Genomic DNA, 18,937 nt, shown 5'->3' on the forward strand with positions numbered 1-18,937 from the left:
CCGGGCCGCGCAAGCTTCACCGCACCGCCCGTCCGGGCAGGGACGGCACATGCCGCTCCCCCGCCCTCCAGCCGTCCCAGCGGGCGCTTTCCGCCCGGCTGAAATGGCACCGGCGCGGTGCCTCCCCAAGGGGTGGCGCCGCGCCGGCGTCCTACACGGTGAGCCTGTCAGACAACCCGCGTCCTAGACGCTGGCCTCCGAGGCGCCGTGGCACTTCTTGTACTTCCGGCCGCTGCCGCAGGGGCAGGGGTCGTTGCGGCCCACCGCCGGCTTGCTGGCTGCCGCCGGACGCGCCGCCGCGGCCACCGAGCCCTCATCCAGCTTGCCGTCCGCCGTGGCGCGTCCCTCCACCGCCTTCTTCTGCTGCTGGGCGAGCTGGCGCTGGATGCGGGCGGCCTCTTCCGCCGCGCTGGAGGCGGAGCGGGGCTGCACGTGCATGAGCTGGGTGACGAACTGCGCCTTGATGGCGGAGAGCATCTGGATGAAGCCCTGGTAGCCCTCCTTCTTGTACTCCTGCTTCGGGTCCTTCTGGCCGTAGCCGCGCAGGCCGATGCCCTGGCGCAGGTGGTCCATGGCCAGCAGGTGGTCCTTCCAGAGCCGGTCGATGGTGGCCAGGTAGTTGTACTGGAGGAAGCGCATGAAGTTCTCGCCGAACTCCTCCTCGCGCGCCTGGAAGACCTTCTCCGCCGCCTTGTAGATGTGCTCCTGGAGCTCCTCGCGGTTGCCCACGCCCTCGAAGTTCATCTCGAGGTTGAAGGTCTCCTTCACGCCCTGCTGGAGCGCGGCGATGTCCCAACCCTCCACGCCGCGGGTGGGCGCGTAGGTGTCGGTGAGGGACACGATGACGTCCTCCATCGAGTCCAGAATCAGCTCGCGGAAGTCCGCCCAGCTGACGGTCCGCTCGGAGCGCGTCTTGATGCGCGTCTTCGGATCCTCGTCGTACTCGACCAGCGGCACGCCCGCGCCCGCGGCCAGCACCTGGCGCCGCAGCTTGTAGATGGTGCGGCGCTGCTGGTTCATCACGTCGTCGTACTCGAGGAGGTTCTTGCGGATGTCGAAGTTGTGGCCTTCGACCCGCTTCTGGGCGCCCTCGATGGCACGTGACAGCCACACGTGCTCGATGACCTCGCCCTCCTCCATGCCCAGCCGCTCCATCAGGCCCTGGATGCGCTCGGACCCGAAGATGCGCATCAGGTCGTCCTCGAGCGACAGGAAGAAGCGGCTGCCACCCGGGTCACCCTGGCGGCCGGCGCGGCCACGCAGCTGGTTGTCCACGCGGCGCGACTCGTGGCGCTCGGTGCCGATGATGAAGAGGCCGCCGGCGTTGTGGACCTCCTCGCGCTCCTTCTTCGTCTGCTCCTCGAGCTTCGTCTTGGTGTCGGCGAGCTTCTGCTCCCACGCCGCGAGCTCCGCCTCGTAGGCCGTCAGGTCCAGCGGCTGCCCTTCCGGGGCCGACGTGGGCGGCTCGGGCGGCGGGCCCATGGACGCCTTGGCCAGGACCTCCGCGTTACCGCCCAGGAGGATGTCCGTTCCGCGGCCGGCCATGTTGGTGGAGATGGTGACGGCGCCCTTGCGGCCGGCCTGCGCGACGATGTCCGCCTCGCGCTGGTGCTGCTTGGCGTTGAGGACGTTGTGCGGGATGCCGCGCTTCTTGAGGAAGCTGGCCACCACCTCGCTCTTGGCGATGGACACCGTGCCCACGAGCACCGGCTGCCCCGCCTTGTGCAGCTCCTCGATTTCCGCCGCCACCGCCTCGAACTTCTCGCGCTCCGTCTTGTACACCACGTCCTGCAGGTCCTTGCGGATGGGCGGACGGTTGGTGGGGATGACGCGCACGTCGAGGTTGTAGATTTTCGCGAACTCCTCCGCCTCCGTGTCCGCCGTGCCCGTCATGCCGGCCAGCTTGGAGTACATGCGGAAGTAGTTCTGGAACGAGACGGTCGCGAGCGTCTGGTTCTCGTTCTCGATCTTCACGCCTTCCTTGGCCTCGATGGCCTGGTGAAGGCCGTCCGACCAGCGGCGTCCCGGCATCTGGCGGCCGGTGAACTCGTCGACGATGACGACCTCGCCGTCCTTCACCACGTAGTCCTTGTCGCGCTTGTAGAGCGTGTGCGCGCGCAGGGCCTGGTCCACGTGGTGCAGCATCTCGATTTCGCCCGGGTCGTACAGGTTGCCCACGCCCAGCCGCTTCTGGAGCTTCTCGATGCCGTCATCCGTGAGCGACACGGAGCGGTGCTTCTCGTCCAGGGTGTAGTCCTGGTCCGGCACCAGCCCGGGGATGACCTGGTCCACCCGGTAGTACTTGTCGGTGCTGTCCTCGGTGGGGCCGGAGATGATGAGCGGCGTGCGGGCCTCGTCGATGAGGATGGAGTCCACCTCGTCGACGATGGCGAAGTTCAGCTCGCGCTGGACGTAGTCCTGCAGGCGGAACTTCATGTTGTCGCGCAGGTAGTCGAAGCCGAACTCGTTGTTCTGCCCGTAGGTGATGTCCGAGCGGTACGCCTCCTGCCGCTGCTTGTCGTTCAACTCGTGCAGCACGCAGCCCGTCGTCATGCCCAGGAAGCGGTAGACGCGCCCCATCCACTCCGCGTCGCGGCGGGCCAGGTAGTCGTTCACCGTGACGACGTGTACGCCCCGGCCGGACAGAGCGTTGAGGTAGGTGGGCAGCGTCGCCGTCAGCGTCTTGCCTTCACCGGTGCGCATCTCCGCGATGCAACCCTCGTGGAGGAACATGCCGCCAATGAGCTGCACGTCGTAGTGACGCTGGCCGATGACGCGGCGCGCCGCCTCGCGGGTGATGGCAAAGGCCTCGAAGAGCAGGTCGTCCAGCGAACGGCCGTTCTGGATCTCCTGCCGCATGCGGTTCGTCTCGGAGACGAAGTCCTCGTCCTTGAGGGCCCGCATACGGGTTTCCAGCTCATTGACCCGGGCGACCTTCGCGTGGGCCTTCTTGAGCTCACGCTCGTTCTTGGTCCCAATCAGTTTCTTCAGCGTCCATTCGATCATTCGGTCGGCTCTCTCGCCGGAGAATCCTCGAAGGACGGCGGCGAGTGAAGGGAAATCCCTGGAGGTGTAAGGGAGAAACGTATGGAAACCACGTGCGTCCGCCGAAACTTCCACTCGGCAGGCCGCCCACCACGCAGCGGCTCAGAGTAAAGCGGAACCCGGCCCACGCAATGTCCCCCACACGAAATCAACGCCGAGGCCCCTCCAGGCCTTCACAACGACCTCCCTCCCGCCATCCGGGCCGCCCCGGAGCGCCGCCTAACCGCCAGGGCCCTGCCCCCGGGGGCAGGCCCCCTGCACACACCGCGCCGCCCGCCCCCAAAGTCCCTCCCCGGGCAAAGGTCCCCGCCATGCCCGCCCGGACGCTGGCAGCCCGGCCCGGGCGCTGGCTGTGGACCTGTCGCGCGGGTTTCGAGGCCCACCTCTTCGAGGAGCTGGAGTGGGCCGGCGCCGAGCCCCGCCTGCTGGGCGAAGCCCTGGTGGAGAGTGACGCCATCTCCGGCCCTCCGCCCGCCTTCGCTCGCGCGGGCTATCAGGTGGCCGCCACCCTGACGGCCACCAGCCCCGAAGCCATCGCTGAAGCCGCGACTCGGACCGTGCTGGCGCTTCCCGGGCGGGCGCCCTGGGCGGTGCAGGCCTTCACGCCCGACACTCCGCGTGGCAATGCCCTGGCACCCGTGGCGGAAGCGCTGGAATCCGCCGTGTCCGCCAGGCTGCCGCCGGGGCGGCGCGTCGAGGACGCCCAACGGGCGCGCGAGGCGGGGGCGCTGCTGGTGTCCCTGTGCGTGGCGCCGGACGACGTGACGGTGGTGGGCGCCGTGCACGCGCGCGAGGCAGTGTCCCTGGCGGCGGGCGGACGCAGGCGCATGCGGCGGGCTGGAGATGCGCCGTCACGCGCGGCCATGAAGCTGGAGGAGGCCCTGGACGGACTGGCCTTCGAGCCTGGGCGCGGCGACGTGTGCGTGGACCTGGGCGCGGCGCCGGGCGGCTGGACGCAGCGACTGGTGAGCCGTGGCGCGAAGGTGGTGGCGGTGGACCCCGCCCGGCTGATGCCGGAGCTGACGGGGAACCCGCGCGTGAAGCACGTCCAGGAGAGCGCCTTCGCCTATGCGCCCGACGAGCCGGCGGACTGGCTCTTCTGCGACATGGCGTGGCGGCCCCTGGAAGTGGCGCAGCTGCTGGCCAAGTGGGGCCGCCGCGGCTGGGCGCAGCACCTGGTGGCCAACATCAAGCTGCCCATGAAGGACAAGAACCCCATCCTGCTGCGGGTGCGCCACACGCTCGTCCAGGAGGGCGGCTGGGAGGGGCTCACCGTCCGCCAGCTGTACCATGACCGGGATGAGGTCACTGTCACCGCGCACAAGATGAAGTGAGGCCCTGCGCCCCGGCGGTGGACGCGCTACACAAGGAGCGCAATGCCCTACCCGCTCGACGACGCCACGGCCACCGCCCTCATCGCCCTCCATCCCTGGGTGCTCACCCGCAGCCCCCAGGCCCCGGTGCAGGCCGCCGTGGAGGTGCTCGTCCAGGCGGAGCAGGCCCGGCGCGGCCAGCCGGACGCGAAGACGGGCGCGCTCCAGGTGCCAGCGCTCACCCAGGGCAACCTCCTCAAGGAGGAGTACGACTTGTCCACCCACGGCCATCATGATGGGTGGCGCGTGGGCGCCGTCATCGCGGACGTGCAGGGGATGATCAACGTCAACGCCCGCTTCGGCTTTCCCACCGGGGACGCGGTGCTGCGCGCAACCGTGGAGTCCCTCTCCGCGCAGTACCCCGGCGCGAAGGTGGTGCGCATCCACGCGGACGCCTTCGCCGCCCTGCTCGTGCCGACGTCGCAGCTCACGGTGGAGGAGCACCTCGCCGTCCCCACGCGTGAACGGCTGGCGCAGGACGTGCGCCGCGTGCTGCCCCAGGGAACGCCCGACGCGGACGTGCCCTCATGGACGGTGAGCCTGCTGGAGCTGACAGTGGACGCACCTTCGCACTGGCAGGTGCTGGGACCGCTGCTGTGGGCGGAGCTGGAGCGAACCCACGTCATGGAGCGTACCGGCCGCGCGCAGGGACTTCAGCGCAGGCGCATCCGGCTGGATGGCTCCATCCCAGGCCCCGCGACGCTCTGAATCTGCGCGGGAGCGCCTGAGCGCCGGGCCCTTCTGGCCGTCCCCGCTGGGGCGGCAAATGCGCGCGCTCCCGGAGCCCTTCGGGCTTCCACGGGAGAGCGTCTCTTCCGTCCGGAGCGAGGCGCCTCGATGAACCACCGAGGCGTCATCCACCCGCGCCGACTACTCCTCTAGGATGAACTTGCGCGGGTTCTGCCCGATGCCGTTGACGCGGACCTCGTAGTGGAGGTGCGGGCCCGTGGAGCGGCCGGTGTTGCCGACGGCGGCGATGTGCATGCCGCGCTTCACCCTGTCGCCGGCCTTCACCAGCATCTTCGACAGGTGGCCGTAGCGCGTCTTGATGCCGTAGCCATGGTCGATGACGAGCACGTTGCCGTAGCCGCCCTCCAGGCCCGCGAACACCACCGTGCCGTCCGACGGCGCGAAGACTTCCTTGCCGTGCGGCGCCGCGATGTCCATGCCGCCGTGCATGACGCGGTCCGCGGTGTACGGGTCCAGGCGCGAGCCGAAATCGCTCGTCACCCAGCCGCGCGCGGGCCAGATGGACGGCGTGGAGGCCAGCAGCGACTTCTGGTCCTGGAAGTAGGCCTGCAACTCCTGGAGGCTCTGCTCCTGGCGGGTGGCCTCCGCGCTCAGCCGGTCCAACCGGCCCATCAGCGCCTTGGGCGTCTCCGTGGACGTCAGCTGCGTGAATTGCGTGTCGGTGGCCGGCGCGGACGTGCCCGCCTCGGGCTCCGTCGGGCCCATGGCCAGGTTGCGCTGAGGATCGGACAGCAGCGTCACCGCGCGCAGCTTCTGGTCGAAGCGCTCCACCCGGTCCAACGTGGAACCAATGTGCTCGATGCGCTCACGCACCGACTTGAGCTGCGAGCGCAGCGTCAGGTTCTCTTCGCGAAGGATGCGGTTCTCGGAGGCGTCCGCGGCCACCTGGAAGTAGTGCACGCTCGCACCCACGCCCAGTCCCACCACGAGCATCAGTCCCATCCCCACCTGGGTGAGAAAGGACCGCTGGATGGTGTACCGCTTGACCGGAGCGTCATGGTCCGGAATCACCATCAGTGTGAAGGACTTTTTCGCCACGGGACAGCTCCCCTGCTTGCGTGGGACTACTGGCGAAGCAAGCTAAGTCGCTTGCTCTCGCGCAACACCTCCCCCCGCCGCCTACCCCTCCCGCTTCGTCGCCCACCGGCATTTCGACTCGGCTGGAAACGTTGGGGCAGCTACCACTCACATTCCAAGAGTGTCAAGGTCAACAGACCCGCAGGGAGGTCTGCCGGCCACGTCCAGACTCTGGGTGTGTCAGGCCTCCACTCGCACGACGATGACGGTGATGTTGTCGTCGCCGCCACGCTCGTTGGCGAAGTCGATGAGACGCTTGGGGACCTCTTCGAAGGTCCGCGCCTTCACCACGGTTTCGTGGATCTCCCGGTCCTCCATCATGTTCGCGAGGCCGTCCGAACAGAGGAGGAAGACGTCGCCGGGCTCTGACACCAGCCCCATGACGTCCACCTGCACCTCCTCCTCGAAGCCGACGGAGCGGGTGATGATGTTCTTGTAGCGGGAGTGCTTCGCCTCTTCCGGGGTAATCATCCCCGCCTTGATCTGCTCGTTGACCAGCGAGTGGTCCTCGGAGATCTGCTGGATGAGGTCGCCGCGGATGAGGTACGCGCGGCTGTCACCCACGTGGGCGAAGAAGGCGTGCTCGTCGCGCACCACCAGGGAGATGACGGTGGTGCCCATGCCGGACAGCCGCGCATCTTCCTGCGCGGCCGTGAAGATGGCCAGGCAGGCCCGCTCCACGGCGGTGCGCAGCGCCTCCGGAATCGGAGAGTCCTGGAGGTTCGGGACGGAAAGGAAGGGGTTGTCCTTGCCTTCCCGCGCCCGGCGCATCTCTTTGTCGATGGTCTCCACCGCGATGCGGGACGCAGTGCCGCCGCCCGCATGGCCGCCCATTCCGTCGGCCACGACGTAGAGCTGGAGCTCATCATCAATGAGGAAGCTGTCCTCGTTGTGATTACGTTTGCGCCCGACATCCGTCAGGCCGGCGGAAATTATCTTCAAGCGGGAGGCCGCGGTCTGCCCTGCGGTGCTGGACACACCCGGGATGCTATGTGAGGCCCAAGGATGGGGCAAGGACACGGATGCACCTAGCGTACTTCACGCGGTGCGTCGGAGCCGCCCCCGGGGGCTCCCCTCCGGTCCAGACTCCCTGCGGGCCCGGGTCCCCAGCGCCCTGTTGGCAGAACGCACCAGGGCCTCCGCCGCTCCCAGGGCCTCACGCGTCACCTCGACACCCGACATCATCCGTGCCAGCTCCCGGGTCCGTTCCGCCCCTGCCTCCAGCACCACCACCTCCGAGACAGTGCGCTCGCCCTTGAGGCCCTTGCGGATGAGCAGGTGTGCATCCGCATAGGCGGCCACCTGCGGCAGGTGGGTGATGCAGAGCACCTGACGGTGACTGCTCACGTCCTTGATCATCCGCCCCACCACGTCCGCGATGGCGCCGCTGACGCCCGCGTCCGCTTCGTCCAGGATGTAGCACCCACCCCCGTCGCTGTCGGCCAGGGCCTTCTTGAGCGCCAGCAGCAGCCGGCTCGCCTCACCGCCAGAGGCCACCTTCGCCAGCGCTCGCGGCGGCTCGCCGGGGTTCGCGCTGAAGAAGAACTCCACGTCGTCCGCGCCGTCCGGGCGCAGCGACTCCGATGGCGTCACCCGCACCTCGAAGGCCGCCTTGCCCATGGCCAGCTGCCCCAGGCCCTCGCGCACCTGCGCGGCGAACGTCACCGCACTGGCCGTACGCGCCCGCGTCAGCGCCGTGGCGGCCTTCCGGGCCCGCTCCTCCACCTTGCGGCGGTCGGCGGCCAGCTCTTCCAGGATTTCCTTCCGGTTCTCCAGCGTGCCCAGCTCCACCTCGATTTCGCCCTGCTTCTTCAGCAGGCCATCCAGGTGCGTGCCGTGCTTGCGGCACAGACGCTTGAGCGCGTCCAGCCGCTCCTCCACGTCTGCCAGCCGTGAAGGGTCCGACTCCAGCCCCTCCACATACCGGTTGAGCCGCCGCTGCGCCTCCTCCAGCTCCGACAGCGCGGTGCTCAGCGCCTGCGCCACCGGCGCCAGCGTGGCGTCACACTTCACCGATTCGTGCACCAGCCCCAGCGCGCGGCCCACCGTCTCCACGGCGGACTGCTCCTCGCCGGACACCAGCAGCTCCGCTTCCGAGGCGTGGCGCTTGAGCTTCTCCGCGCCGCCCAGCCGCTTGCGCTCCGCGTCCAGCCGCGCGTCCTCGCCGGCCTCCGGGTCCAGGCGCGTGATTTCATCGAGTTGGAAGCGCAGGAACTCGGCGCGCTCGCGCACCTTCGCCTCGTCTCCGCCCAGCGCCTCCATGCGCGCGTCCACCTCGCGCAGGCCGGTGTACTCCCGGAAGAAGGCCGCCAACACCTCCTCCAGGTTGCCGTACCGGTCGAGCAGCACCCGGTGCAGGCCCGAATCAAAGAGGCTGACGTGCTCGTGCTGACCGGCGATGTCCACCGCCCCGCGCGTGAGCCTGCCCAGCACGCCCACTGTCACCAGTGAGCCGTTGACGTAGGCCTTACCGCGCCCGGTGCGTCCCAGCACCCGGCGCACCAGCACCTCTTCCCCCAGGTCCGGCAAGCCCAGCTCCTCCAGCCGGCTCTCCAACGCGGGAGTCCGCGCGAAGACGCCCTCCACGGACGCCTCTTCACAACCGGCGCGAATGACATCCGCGTCGGCGCGCCCCCCGAGCAAAAGGCCCAGTGCATCCACGAGGATGGACTTGCCCGCACCTGTCTCACCCGTGAGGACGGTGAGGCCGGCTCCGAACGCCACCTCCACCTCCTCGATCACCGCCACGTTCGAAATCCGCAGACCCAGCAGCACGCGCGCCCTCCAATGTCCGTACGACGGCCCTGGTACCTGAACACCCTAGCAGGTCCGACTGACACTGCACAGGCGTTCGGGTTGAGCGCACGGATGGCGGGCGGGAGGGGAAGGGGCCTCGTTGGGGCCCCAACCTCGCAAGTCCTCAGATTTCCGTGAAGAGCTCCTGGATGTCCTGCTCCGTGAGGGTGCGGCCCAGCTCGTCACCTTCCCCGCCGAGCACGCCAGCGGCCAGCTCCCGCTTGCGGCGCTGGAGGGCGAGGATCTTCTCCTCCACGGTGCCGCGGGTGATCAGCTTGTAGCTGATGACGGCGCGCGTCTGCCCGATGCGGTGCGTACGGTCCGTGGCCTGGTCCTCCACGGCGGGGTTCCACCACGGGTCGAAGTGGATGACGTAGTCGGCCGCGGTGAGGTTCAAGCCGGTGCCGCCCGCCTTGAGGGAGATGAAGAAGAGCGGCGGACCGTCCGGGTTGTTGTACTCGTCCACCTTGCCCATGCGGTCCTTGGTGCGACCGTCCAGGTAGAGGTAGCGCAGGCCCTTCTTGTCCGCCTCCTGCTTCAGCAGCTCCAGCATCTCCGTGAACTGGCTGAAGACGAGCGCGCGGTGGCCTTCCGCCACCAGGTCTTCCACCAGTTGGAGGAAGCGCTCCACCTTCGCGCTGGGCGGCATCAGGGTGCCGGGCGGCATCTTGAGCAGGCGCGGATCGCAGCACACCTGACGCAGGCGCATCAGCGCGGCCAGAATCGACACGCGGCTGCGCTTGAAGCCCACCTTCTCGATGCTCTCGTGCACCTTGCGGCGGCTCTCATCCAGCACCTCGCGATAGAGCGCGGCCTGACCGGGCTCCATCTCGCACCAGGCGACGCTCTCCGTCTTCGGCGGCAGGTCCTTGGCCACCTCCGTCTTCAGGCGACGCAGGATGAAGGGCTGGATGCGGCGGCGCAGCCGGTCCTTCGCGGTGCTGTCGTTGGCCACCTGGATGGGCTGCTCGTAGCGGTCCCCGAAGCCATCCGAGCTGCCGAGGAAGCCCGGCATCAGGAAGTCGAAGATGCTCCAGAGCTCCGACAGGCGGTTCTCCAGCGGCGTACCGGTGAGCGCCAGACGCGTCTCGCTGGGGAGCGCCTTGCACGCCTGCGCGGTGGCGCTGCCCGCGTTCTTGATGTTCTGCGCCTCGTCCAAAATGATGTAGCGGAAGCCCACCTGGGACAGCTGGTCCAAATCACGGCGGACCAGCGCGTAGGACGTGAGGACCAGGTCCATGCCCTTCAGGTCCTCTGCCCGCTCCTTGCGGTCCTGACCGTGCCACACCATCGTCTTGAGGCCCGGCGTGAAGCGCTCGGCCTCGCGCTCCCAGTTGGCCAGCACGCTGGTGGGCGCCACCACGAGCGACGGCTTGCGCCCCTCGTCGTTGGCCACCTTCTGCATCAGGCTGAGCGACTGGATGGTCTTCCCCAGACCCATGTCGTCCGCGAGGATGCCGGACAGGCCGTGGCGGCGCAGGAACCAGAGCCAGGACAGGCCCGCCTCCTGGTAGTGGCGCAGCGTGGCTTGGAGCCCATCGGGCACGCCCACCTTCGGCACGCCCGCCGTCTCGCGCAGCTCCAGCATCGCCTGGCGCGCCTTGGCCTCCACCTCGGTGAACTCCCCCAGGTCCGCCAGCAGGTCCAACGCGACGGCCTGGTGCAGCGGCAGCCGCGTGCGCGAGCGGCCCGGCAGCGCGCCGGCTTCCTCGAGCAGGTCCGCCACGCGCTTGATTTCGACGGGGTCCGCCTCCGCGAAGGTACCGTCCTTCAGGGGGACGAAGCGGCGGCCGGAGTCCAGCCACATGCGCACCGCGCCCAGGTCCACGGCCTGGTCGTCGGTGACGAACTCCGCATCCAGGTCGAACCACTGCACGCCGCTCATGCCCACGCGGATGCGCGGCTTGAGCTTGGGACGCAGGCGCACCTTGGGGGCCTGCACGCCAAAGCGCTCCCAGTCCTCGGGGAGCGAGGCCAGGCCCCGGGCCCAGAACTCCAGCGCGGTGTCAGCCGTGGCGTCGAAGACCTGCGCCTGCGGCTCGAAGCGCAGGCCCAGGTCCAGCAGCAGCTTCCCTGCGCCGCGCTCCAGCTCCTCGCGACGCCGGTACAGCTTGCGGCTGTCCCCGCCCACGCCGCTGGCATAGCCCAGGTGCGTGGCGGTGGGGGACACCGGCACCGTCGTCTGGCCGTACTTGGCGGCCAGCTGAACCTTCACGCGCTCGGGGTTGCCTTCCAGCATGAGCATGAAGCGAGGCTCCACGGCCTCGTCCACGTCGATGTCGTCCGCCTTCAGCGCCATGCGGAAGCGCGGCAGGTGCGCGGCGAAGAAGGTCAGCACCCGGTCCAGTTGCCCCGTGGGGAAGGACATGCTGGGCTCGAGCAGCCACTTGCGCAGCAGCCGCGGCGGGAAGTCCGGCTCCACCGGGTGCAGGTTCTGGCCCTGGATGACCCAGGTGCGCCGGCCCGACAGGAGGATGACGTCCTTGAGCGCGTAGCTCGCGTTGTCCGGGAAGAGCAGCTCGATGCGCGCGGTGGCGCCGTCCGGGCGGGACTCCAGATGAATCTGGGGCCGCACCGGCACCTCGGTGTCGATGAGCGCCGTGCCACGGTAGATGACGCGGCGGTGGCGCAAGAGCTCCAGCGCCTCGCTCAGCTCCTCGTCGGACAGGACCAGGCGCGAGTCATAGCGGTGCTCGTGGCGCGACAGCAGCATGAAGACGCGCTCGTCCGCGGGGGAGATGCGGCCCCCCGTCTGCAGCAACCGCTTGACGTGGATGGGCCCCTTCGTCTGCGCGTCCTGCCGGCGAACGTCGATGATCCACTGCCGGATGCTGCCGTTCCCCGTGCTGGCGGCCGTGAGGCGGTAGAAGAATTCGTAGTCGGGCTGAGAAGACAGACCGAGCCAGCTCTCCACCTTGGCCAGGGCCGGGAGGCTGACCGGGTCGCCGCTCGACGGCACCGGCTCCACATGAGGCTCGTCATCGACGACGACGTCCTTCGGCTCGGGAGCGGCGGCGACGGGCTCGGCCGGGCGAGGCGCGGGCGGACCGGGCGGACGGAAGCGCGCGGCGTAGATGAGCGCCGCGGCCACCACGTGTTTGCAGTGGGGGCCTTCGACATTCCACGACGGGCAGGTACAGGTCGACGTGGCTCGGCCGTTTCCCAGATGCAGGGCCGTCTGATACCGCTCGCCGGACGAACCGGCGACCTGGGCGCTGATGCGGTCCCCTTCACGATTGAGGCCGAAAACGCGGCGCGACTCCGCCACCTCTCGCCCCTGCTTGAAGGTCGTGGGTTGAACTTCGGCCTTCAGGGCACGGAGCCACTGGGTGTCCTGAGGCGGGAGGATCTCTCGGATATCGGCGGTGGATTGCACGGCTGGCACAGGCCCCAGGCTCCAAATCGCCAGGGAACCCGTTGAACTACCACAGCAACGAGGCTCCCGGTCGCGGGAAAAATCAATGCGTCCGCCAGCAGAATCCGCCGCTGGCATCAAGCTGTGAGAGCATCAACCCCCGCCATGGCCCGGACCGTCCGCTTTCGCGCCTCCGATACCCGCCTGCTCTTCTGGAAGGCGTCCGGCGCGCCGAGCCGACGCGCCGCCCCTCCCCCCAGAGGCGGGACGCTCCCCGTGAGGCCATTCCGCTGGGCGAATGCCCCCTGCGGACAGGGGTCCGTCGCCATGGCGACAGGGCAGGCTGCCGTCCAAGCCCCCCGTCCACCGGTCCTCCCCTTCCCCGCCCCACCGTTTCTCATCCCCCCGCTGGAGCGCACGCCATGACCCCGCCCGTCCCGAGCCTGACCGACACCACCCTCGTCGCCGACCTGAACGCCCGGCTCCGGGACGTGCCGGACTTCCCCAAGCCCGGCATCGTCTTCAAGGACATCACCCCCGTGCTGGCGGACCCGCGCCTGTTCGGCCGCGTCGTCAACGCCATGTCGGCGCCCTTCCGGGGACAGCACGTCACGAAGGTGGTGGGCGTGGAGGCCCGAGGCTTCCTGCTGGGCGCGCCCATCGCGCTCGCCCTCAACGCGGGCTTCGTACCCGCGCGCAAGCCAGGGAAGCTGCCGCACCGCTCGGTGGTGGAGCGCTATTCCCTGGAGTACGGCTCCGACGGCGTGGAGATGCACGAGGACGCCATCCTCCAGGGGGAGCGGGTGCTCGTCGTGGATGACGTGCTGGCCACGGGAGGCACGGCGGAGGCCACCGCGAAGCTGGTGTCCCGGCTCGGCGGCGAGCTGGTGGGCTTCAGCTTCCTCCTCAGCCTGGACTTCCTCGAAGGCCCCAACCGCCTCGGGCGCGAGCGCGTGACGACGCTGCTGTCTTTCTGATTGGCGCGTGACGACCGCGAAGCGCTCCGGCATCTCCCACCGGAGCGCGACGCCGCGCGCGGACTACGGCACGCCCACGGGGATGAGCGGCGAGCAACCGAGGTGCGCCGGCATGCAGTCCGAGCGGCTCGGGCCCGGGCAGCACACCTGCGAGCCCGCACATGTCAGGCTCGCCGAGCACTTCGGACGGCAGGGAGGCACGTACGACTTCAGTTGCATGTGAACGTCTCCTGCCGGGGTCATCCCGGGAAAGCAGGAACAGGATACTGCGCGAAACATGAATTGATTGAGCCAGCGGCCCTCCGTCCGGCCGGAACGGCCCCTGCCGTGTTGCCTGCTGACATGCGGGCCGGGCCTGCGCACCCTCCGACGAGAACCAACCAATGCTTCCACGGAGGGGACGACATGCCGGAAGTACACACCCGCGGCGGCGCCCGCATCCGCTACGACGACGTGGGCCAGGGCGAGCCCGCGCTTCTCTTCATCCCAGGGTGGTGCACCACCCGAGCGAGCTTCCAGAAGCTGCTTCCCCGCTGCTCCGCCTTCCGCCGTGTCCTGTCCGTGGACATCCGGGGGCACGGCGAGTCCGAAGGTGGCGGCACCGACTTCGACAGCACCACGGTGCTGGAGGACCTGCTCGCGGTCGTGGAGACCAGCGGCGCGCGGCACATCGTCCCCGTGGCAATGTCCCACGCGGGCTGGTGGGGGCTCGACCTGCGACGGGCGTTGGGCCCCGCGCGTGTGCCGCGGATGGTGCTGCTGGACTGGATTGCCACCGAGCCCACCCCGGCCTTCCTCCGCGCCGTGCGCGGGCTCCAGACGGAGCGCTGGAGCGAGGTGCGAGACGGCTTGCTCCAGGGCTGGCTGGAGGGGCTCGACGACGACGCCATCCGCCGCTTCGTGCGCGACGACATGGGCGCGTTCGACGAAGCCATGTGGGCCCGGGCCGGGCGGGAGATTGAAGCGGCCTACGCCCGCGAGGGCTCTCCGCTGCGAGCGCTCGCGGCGCTGGAGCCGATGCCGCTCACGATGCACCTGTACGCGCGGCCAGAGTCACACGACTACCTGGCGGCGCAGGTGGACTTCGGCGCGGAGCATCCGGGCTTTCACGTGCTGAAGCTCCCCGCCACCAGCCACTTCCCGGTGCTGGAGGTGCCAGCGATGGTGGCCGCGGGCATCGAGGCGCTCGTCTCCGCGCGAGAGGTCCCCATCCACGCCAGCGCCGTTCCAGCCTGAGGCGGCGCGGGGACTACCGCAGCCCCAGGGCCTCCTTCATGCCATCGGTGCGCTCCCGGGCGCGCCGCATGGCGATGCGGTTGAGCTCGGGGTCCACGGGCAACGGCATCCACGCCAGGTACCGGGCACCGGAGCCGCCTTCTTCGGACTGCGCGCTCGCGACGACCATCGTCCGGTGCTGGAAGGCCTCTTCCCAGGGACCGCACCCCGACATGGAGAACTTCTTCACGGTGTCGTCCTTCGCCTGCGTCCAAGCAATGCAGGGGAATTCGGAGCAGTCCACCGCCACCACGTCGAGCCCCATGCCGCACTCGTTGGCGGCACGGAAGGCCACACGCTCGAAGCCCTTCGGCGTGAAGGGCTCCGGCAACTCGGGCGCGAAGGCGAGGGGCCGGTCTTCGGGCGCCGTGTCCTGCGCGGGCGCAGCCGGGACAGCCGCAGCGGGTTCCGGGAGCCTGCGAAGCACGGTGGCTTCACGTGCCGCCGAGGGCGTTGTCACGGCAGCCTCCCGCCTCGGAGCCTCCGACGACCGCGGTGCGGCGCGCGCATCGGACGGAGTGGGTGCGACGACGGTGGGCGCCTGGACGGCGGCATCCCTTGCCGGCACCTGCGAAGTGACGGAGTCCCTGCTGAACCAGACCCCGGCGGAGAATGCCAGGGCCACGACGAGCCCCCACAGCGCGAAGCGAAGCAGTTTCATGGCCACACCTCATTCATCGAGGATGAACTTCACGGGGTGCCCCGCCGCGCCGAAATAGCCCGCGGGCACGTCCTTGCCGGGGACGAGCGTGAGCGCCGCTCCCTTCTTCTTGAGGACCCCTCGCTTCAGGGGCTTGCTCTTTCCCGGCAGCCCCACGGAGACCTCATAGGTTCCGGAGTCACTGCGAGTCGCCTGCAGGCGCAATGCGCCCTTCCAGTCGGGCCAGCGCACCTGGACCTCGCTTCCGGACTCGACGCGGAGGGCGTTTGTCCCCCGGCCATCTTGCACCTGCAGGGCGACCATCTTCGCGTCGCAGAAAGCGGGCGGGTCATTGGGGCCGCACGGCGGCGGCAGGGCCCAGGTGACTCCCGGCACGCCCAGGCAGAGTCCCACCAGGAATCCAGACAGCACCACGGCGCGACAGCGACGGGCGGTTCGTGTCATGCGCTCCACGCTAGCAGCGCCTTGGGGCCCTTCCACATTCGGGCCCTCGCCCCCAGGGGCAGGTGGGATTGACGCCCTTGCCCGCCCTGTTTATAAGTTGGTCAAACAACTAATAAACATCCCACCATGCCCCGTCCATCCAACACCGAGGAGCGCCGTCAGCAGATTGTCGCGGGCCTGCTGAAGGTCATGTCGGAGCGCGGTTACGAGCGCGCCTCCGTGGGCGAAATCGCGAAGGCGGCGGGGTTGAGCCCGGGGCTGGTGCACTACCACTTCAGCGGCAAGCAGGAGATTCTCCTCTCGCTGGTGGAGCAGTTGGCGGCGCAGGCGCGGCAGCGGGTGGCGACGCGGCTGGAACGGGTGAAGGGCCCGGACGCCCGAGCCCGCGTCGATGCCTTCGTTGAGGCCTTCCTCGCCACGGGCGACGACGCGGCCCCGGCGGCCGTCGCGAGCTGGGTCACCATCAGCGCGGAGGCCATCCGGCAGCCCGAGGTTCGGGCCATCTACGAGCAGGTGGTGCGCGCCGACCTGGAGCACCTGACGTCACTCGTCGCCGCCGTGGTGGGACGGCGCAAGGCGCCCGCGCTGGCAGCCGGGCTGTTCGCCGCCGTGCAGGGCTACTTCGTGCTCGCCGCCAGCGTCCCGGGCCTGGTCCCCGCGGGCTCCGCCGCCAGCACGGTGAAGCGCATGGCCGCGGGGCTGATGGACTCGGCCGGCGCGAAGGAGGACGCATGAAGACGGCCACGAAGCTGGGGCTGCTCTCCAGCCTCTACCTGTCGCAGGGGCTGCCCTTCGGTTTCTTCACCCAGGCCCTGCCCGTGCTGCTGCGCCACCAGGGCCTGTCGTTGCCCTCCATCGGCCTGGCGCACCTGCTGGCGCTGCCCTGGGCGCTCAAGTTCCTCTGGGCCCCGACCATGGACCGGCACGGTTCGGCGAGGTGGGGCCGGCGGCGTGGCTACATCCTGCCGCTGCAGTTCCTGTCGTCGGGGATCCTGCTCGCGCTCGCGCTCCCCGAGGGAGGCCTGGACATGCGGCTGCTGATGGCCGCGGTGCTGGGCATCAACCTCCTGGCAGCCACGCAGGACGTGGCCACCGACGGGTTGGCGGTGGAGCTGCTCGCGCCAGCCGAGCGCGGCTGGGGCAACGGCGTCCAGGTGGCGGCCTACCGCGTCGGGATGATTCTGGGCGGCGGCGTGATGCTCGCCGTCTTCGACGCGGTGGGCTGGCGCCCCACGTTCCTCGCGCTGGGCGCACTGCTGCTCCTGGCCACCGTGCCCATTGCCCTCTTCCGCGAGCCCCCCACCGAGCCGCCGCCCGCGCAGAGCCTGGGCCTGCGGTGGTGGCTGAAGCGGCCGGGGGCCGGCGCGTGGCTCACGCTGCTCGTCGTCTACAAGGCGGGTGAAGCCCTGGCCACCGGGATGCTGCGCACCTTCCTGGTCGACGCAGGCCTGTCGCTGACAGCCATCGGCTGGATGTTGGGCGGCGTGGGCTTCACCGCGGGACTCGTGGGCGCGCTGCTGGGCGGCGGCCTGGTGGTGCGGCTCGGACGACGACGTGCGCTGCTCGTCTTTGGAGGCATCCAGGCCGGAGCGGTGCTGCTCTACGCCCTGGCGGCCCAAGGCCCTACGTCCCTGCCCCTGCTCACCCTCGTCTGCGGCGTCGAGCACGTCGCCAGCGGCATGGCCACCGCGGCCGTCTTCACCGCGATGATGGACGCATGCCGGCCGGACCACGCCGCCACGGACTACACCGTGCAGGCATCCTTGGTGGTGCTGGCCACGGGCGCCGCCGCCGCGCTGAGTGGCTTCAGCGCCCAGGCCCTTGGCTACGCCGGCCACTTCATACTGGCCGCGTTCCTGTGCGCGGCGGGCACGCTGTACGCCGCCCTCACCTTCCACCCGCCCCGGAGCCTGGCCTCCGCGGCCGCTCCCGAGGTGTCGTAATGACCATCGCCGTCTACGCCGGCAGCTTCGACCCCGTTACCGCCGGCCACATGTCCGTCGTCCGGCAGGCGGCGCGCCTCTTCGGCCACGTCGTCGTGGTGGTGGCCGTCAACCCGGACAAGGAGAGCCTGCTGTCCGCCGATGAACGCGTGGCCCTCCTCCGTGAAGCCGTGGCGCACCACCCCAACGTCACCGTGGCCCGCACGCAGGGGCTCATCGTCGACTTCGCGCGGGACATTGGCGCCAGCGTCCTGCTGCGCGGCGTGCGTGGTGCCACGGATGCCCAGTTCGAGACGACGCTGGCGCAGAACAACCGCGCGCTGGCGCCCGAGCTGTCCACCCTCTTCCTTCCAGCCGAAGCCCACCTGGCCGAGGTGAGCAGCAGCGGACTCAAGGCGCGCGTGGCGCGCGGAGAGGACGTTTCCGCCTTCTGTCCACCGGCCGTCGCGGCGAAGCTTCGGGAGCGACTCGACCCTTCCCTCCGGAGCCTGCCTTGAGCCTGTCCTTCATCACCCTTGGCATCGGCGACGCCTTCTCCGCCCTGCGCTATTCGTCCTGCTTCGCCGTGGAGGCGGAGGACCAGGTCCTGCTGGTGGACTGCCCGCACCCCATCCGGAAGATGATGCGCGAGGCGTCCGAGTCCTCCGGCGTGCCCCTGGACGCGGACCGCGTCAGCGCCGTGGCCCTCACCCACCTGCACGCGGACCACGCGTCGGGCCTGGAGAGCCTGGGCTACTTCTCCTTCTTCGTGCTGCAGCGGAAGCTGGAGGTGCTGGCCCACCCCGCTGTCGCGGACCGGCTGTGGGAAGGCAACCTGGCCGCGGGCATGGAGTGCCTCATCGAGCGGCGCGGGGAGCCCCCCAACGACAAGCACTTCGAGGACTACTTCGACCACACGCCGCTCTCCACGGAGACCGCCGTGCGGCATGGGCCCTTCCTCATCGAGAGCCGGATGACGTACCACCACGTGCCCACCACCGCGCTGCGCATCCACGCGGGGGGCCGCTGCCTGGGGTACAGCGCGGACACCGCCTTCGACGAGGGCCTCATCGACTGGCTCTCCACGGCGGACCTCATCATCCACGAGACGAACTACGGCGTGCACACGCCCTACGAGAAGCTGGCGGCGCTGCCCGCCGAGCTGCGCGCCCGGATGCGGCTCATCCACTACCCGGATGACTTCGACACCAGCGCGAGCGTCATTGAGCCGCTCGCGCAGGGCCGGCGCTACAACGTCTGAG

The 18,937-nt window shown here is 69.6% G+C and carries 16 protein-coding genes; 9 read left to right on the top strand and 7 right to left on the bottom strand.

Annotation, left to right across the window (positions count from 1 at the left end; translation table 11 throughout):
- Positions 1–183: 183 nt before the first annotated feature.
- Positions 184–3,006 (bottom strand): preprotein translocase subunit SecA, encoded by a 2,823-nt coding sequence (gene secA / locus BHS09_RS27530; protein WP_140794450.1) that lies wholly within the window; start codon positions 3,004–3,006, stop codon positions 184–186.
- A 350-nt stretch (positions 3,007–3,356) separates the two neighbouring features.
- Between secA and BHS09_RS27535 the strand changes: the two genes are divergently transcribed.
- Both BHS09_RS27535 and BHS09_RS27540 read left to right on the top strand, forming a co-directional pair.
- A complete protein-coding gene (locus BHS09_RS27535) occupies positions 3,357–4,379 on the top strand; it encodes a 23S rRNA (cytidine(2498)-2'-O)-methyltransferase RlmM (protein WP_140799531.1) in 1,023 nt (340 codons plus the stop codon).
- A gap of 42 nt (positions 4,380–4,421) precedes the next feature.
- A complete protein-coding gene (locus BHS09_RS27540; RefSeq protein WP_140794452.1) occupies positions 4,422–5,126 on the top strand; it encodes a nucleotidyl cyclase domain-containing protein in 705 nt (234 codons plus the stop codon).
- 162 nt (positions 5,127–5,288) lie between these two features.
- Here BHS09_RS27540 and BHS09_RS40090 read toward each other — a convergent pair whose 3' ends face one another.
- From BHS09_RS40090 to BHS09_RS27560, 4 genes are all read right to left on the bottom strand, one after another.
- Positions 5,289–6,206: a M23 family metallopeptidase gene (locus BHS09_RS40090; protein ID WP_140794453.1), complete on the bottom strand. Its 918-nt coding sequence runs from the start codon at positions 6,204–6,206 to the stop codon at positions 5,289–5,291.
- A gap of 219 nt (positions 6,207–6,425) precedes the next feature.
- Complete coding sequence (locus tag BHS09_RS27550; RefSeq protein WP_011555314.1) at positions 6,426–7,223, bottom strand: Stp1/IreP family PP2C-type Ser/Thr phosphatase; 798 nt, start codon at positions 7,221–7,223, stop codon at positions 6,426–6,428.
- Between the two features lie 60 nt (positions 7,224–7,283).
- Positions 7,284–9,020 carry a DNA repair protein RecN gene (gene recN, locus BHS09_RS27555; RefSeq protein ID WP_140794454.1) on the bottom strand — a complete coding sequence of 579 codons (1,737 nt, stop codon included), beginning with the start codon at positions 9,018–9,020 and terminating at the stop codon, positions 7,284–7,286.
- Positions 9,021–9,165: 145 nt separating this feature from the next.
- On the bottom strand, positions 9,166–12,426 hold the full coding sequence (locus BHS09_RS27560) for a DEAD/DEAH box helicase (protein ID WP_418763967.1): 3,261 nt from the start codon (positions 12,424–12,426) through the stop codon (positions 9,166–9,168).
- A gap of 392 nt (positions 12,427–12,818) precedes the next feature.
- Between BHS09_RS27560 and BHS09_RS27565 the strand changes: the two genes are divergently transcribed.
- The 3 genes from BHS09_RS27565 to BHS09_RS27575 all read left to right on the top strand — a co-directional run bounded on the left by BHS09_RS27565 (position 12,819) and on the right by BHS09_RS27575 (position 14,609).
- Positions 12,819–13,373 carry an adenine phosphoribosyltransferase gene (locus tag BHS09_RS27565; protein ID WP_140799532.1) on the top strand — a complete coding sequence of 185 codons (555 nt, stop codon included), beginning with the start codon at positions 12,819–12,821 and terminating at the stop codon, positions 13,371–13,373.
- A 7-nt stretch (positions 13,374–13,380) separates the two neighbouring features.
- Complete coding sequence (locus BHS09_RS27570; protein WP_140799533.1) at positions 13,381–13,596, top strand: hypothetical protein; 216 nt, start codon at positions 13,381–13,383, stop codon at positions 13,594–13,596.
- A 182-nt stretch (positions 13,597–13,778) separates the two neighbouring features.
- Positions 13,779–14,609 carry an alpha/beta fold hydrolase gene (locus BHS09_RS27575; protein WP_140799534.1) on the top strand — a complete coding sequence of 277 codons (831 nt, stop codon included), beginning with the start codon at positions 13,779–13,781 and terminating at the stop codon, positions 14,607–14,609.
- Between the two features lie 13 nt (positions 14,610–14,622).
- On the opposite strand, the gene BHS09_RS27580 is transcribed toward BHS09_RS27575, so the two are convergent.
- Both BHS09_RS27580 and BHS09_RS27585 read right to left on the bottom strand, forming a co-directional pair.
- On the bottom strand, positions 14,623–15,309 hold the full coding sequence (locus BHS09_RS27580; RefSeq protein ID WP_237079860.1) for a hypothetical protein: 687 nt from the start codon (positions 15,307–15,309) through the stop codon (positions 14,623–14,625).
- A 9-nt stretch (positions 15,310–15,318) separates the two neighbouring features.
- Entirely contained in the window at positions 15,319–15,753 is a 435-nt protein-coding gene (locus tag BHS09_RS27585) for a hypothetical protein (RefSeq protein WP_140799535.1), read from the bottom strand.
- A 126-nt stretch (positions 15,754–15,879) separates the two neighbouring features.
- On the opposite strand from BHS09_RS27585, the gene BHS09_RS27590 reads away from it, so the two are divergent.
- From BHS09_RS27590 to BHS09_RS27605, 4 genes are read left to right on the top strand one after another with little or no spacing between them, the layout of a single operon-like run.
- Complete coding sequence (locus BHS09_RS27590; protein WP_140799536.1) at positions 15,880–16,488, top strand: TetR family transcriptional regulator; 609 nt, start codon at positions 15,880–15,882, stop codon at positions 16,486–16,488.
- The gene (locus BHS09_RS27595) at positions 16,485–17,696 is read left to right on the top strand and encodes an MFS transporter (RefSeq protein WP_140799537.1); all 1,212 of its coding nucleotides are present in this window, start codon (positions 16,485–16,487) and stop codon (positions 17,694–17,696) included. The genes BHS09_RS27590 and BHS09_RS27595 overlap by 4 nt, the downstream gene beginning before the upstream one ends.
- The gene (coaD, locus tag BHS09_RS27600) at positions 17,696–18,193 is read left to right on the top strand and encodes a pantetheine-phosphate adenylyltransferase (RefSeq protein WP_140794461.1); all 498 of its coding nucleotides are present in this window, start codon (positions 17,696–17,698) and stop codon (positions 18,191–18,193) included. Before BHS09_RS27595 ends, coaD begins: the two co-directional genes overlap by 1 nt.
- The gene (locus tag BHS09_RS27605; RefSeq protein WP_140794462.1) at positions 18,190–18,936 is read left to right on the top strand and encodes an MBL fold metallo-hydrolase; all 747 of its coding nucleotides are present in this window, start codon (positions 18,190–18,192) and stop codon (positions 18,934–18,936) included. The genes coaD and BHS09_RS27605 overlap by 4 nt, the downstream gene beginning before the upstream one ends.
- Position 18,937 lies beyond the last annotated feature (1 nt).

The sequence above is a fragment of the Myxococcus xanthus genome (assembly GCF_006402735.1).
Lineage (GTDB): Bacteria > Myxococcota > Myxococcia > Myxococcales > Myxococcaceae > Myxococcus > Myxococcus xanthus_A.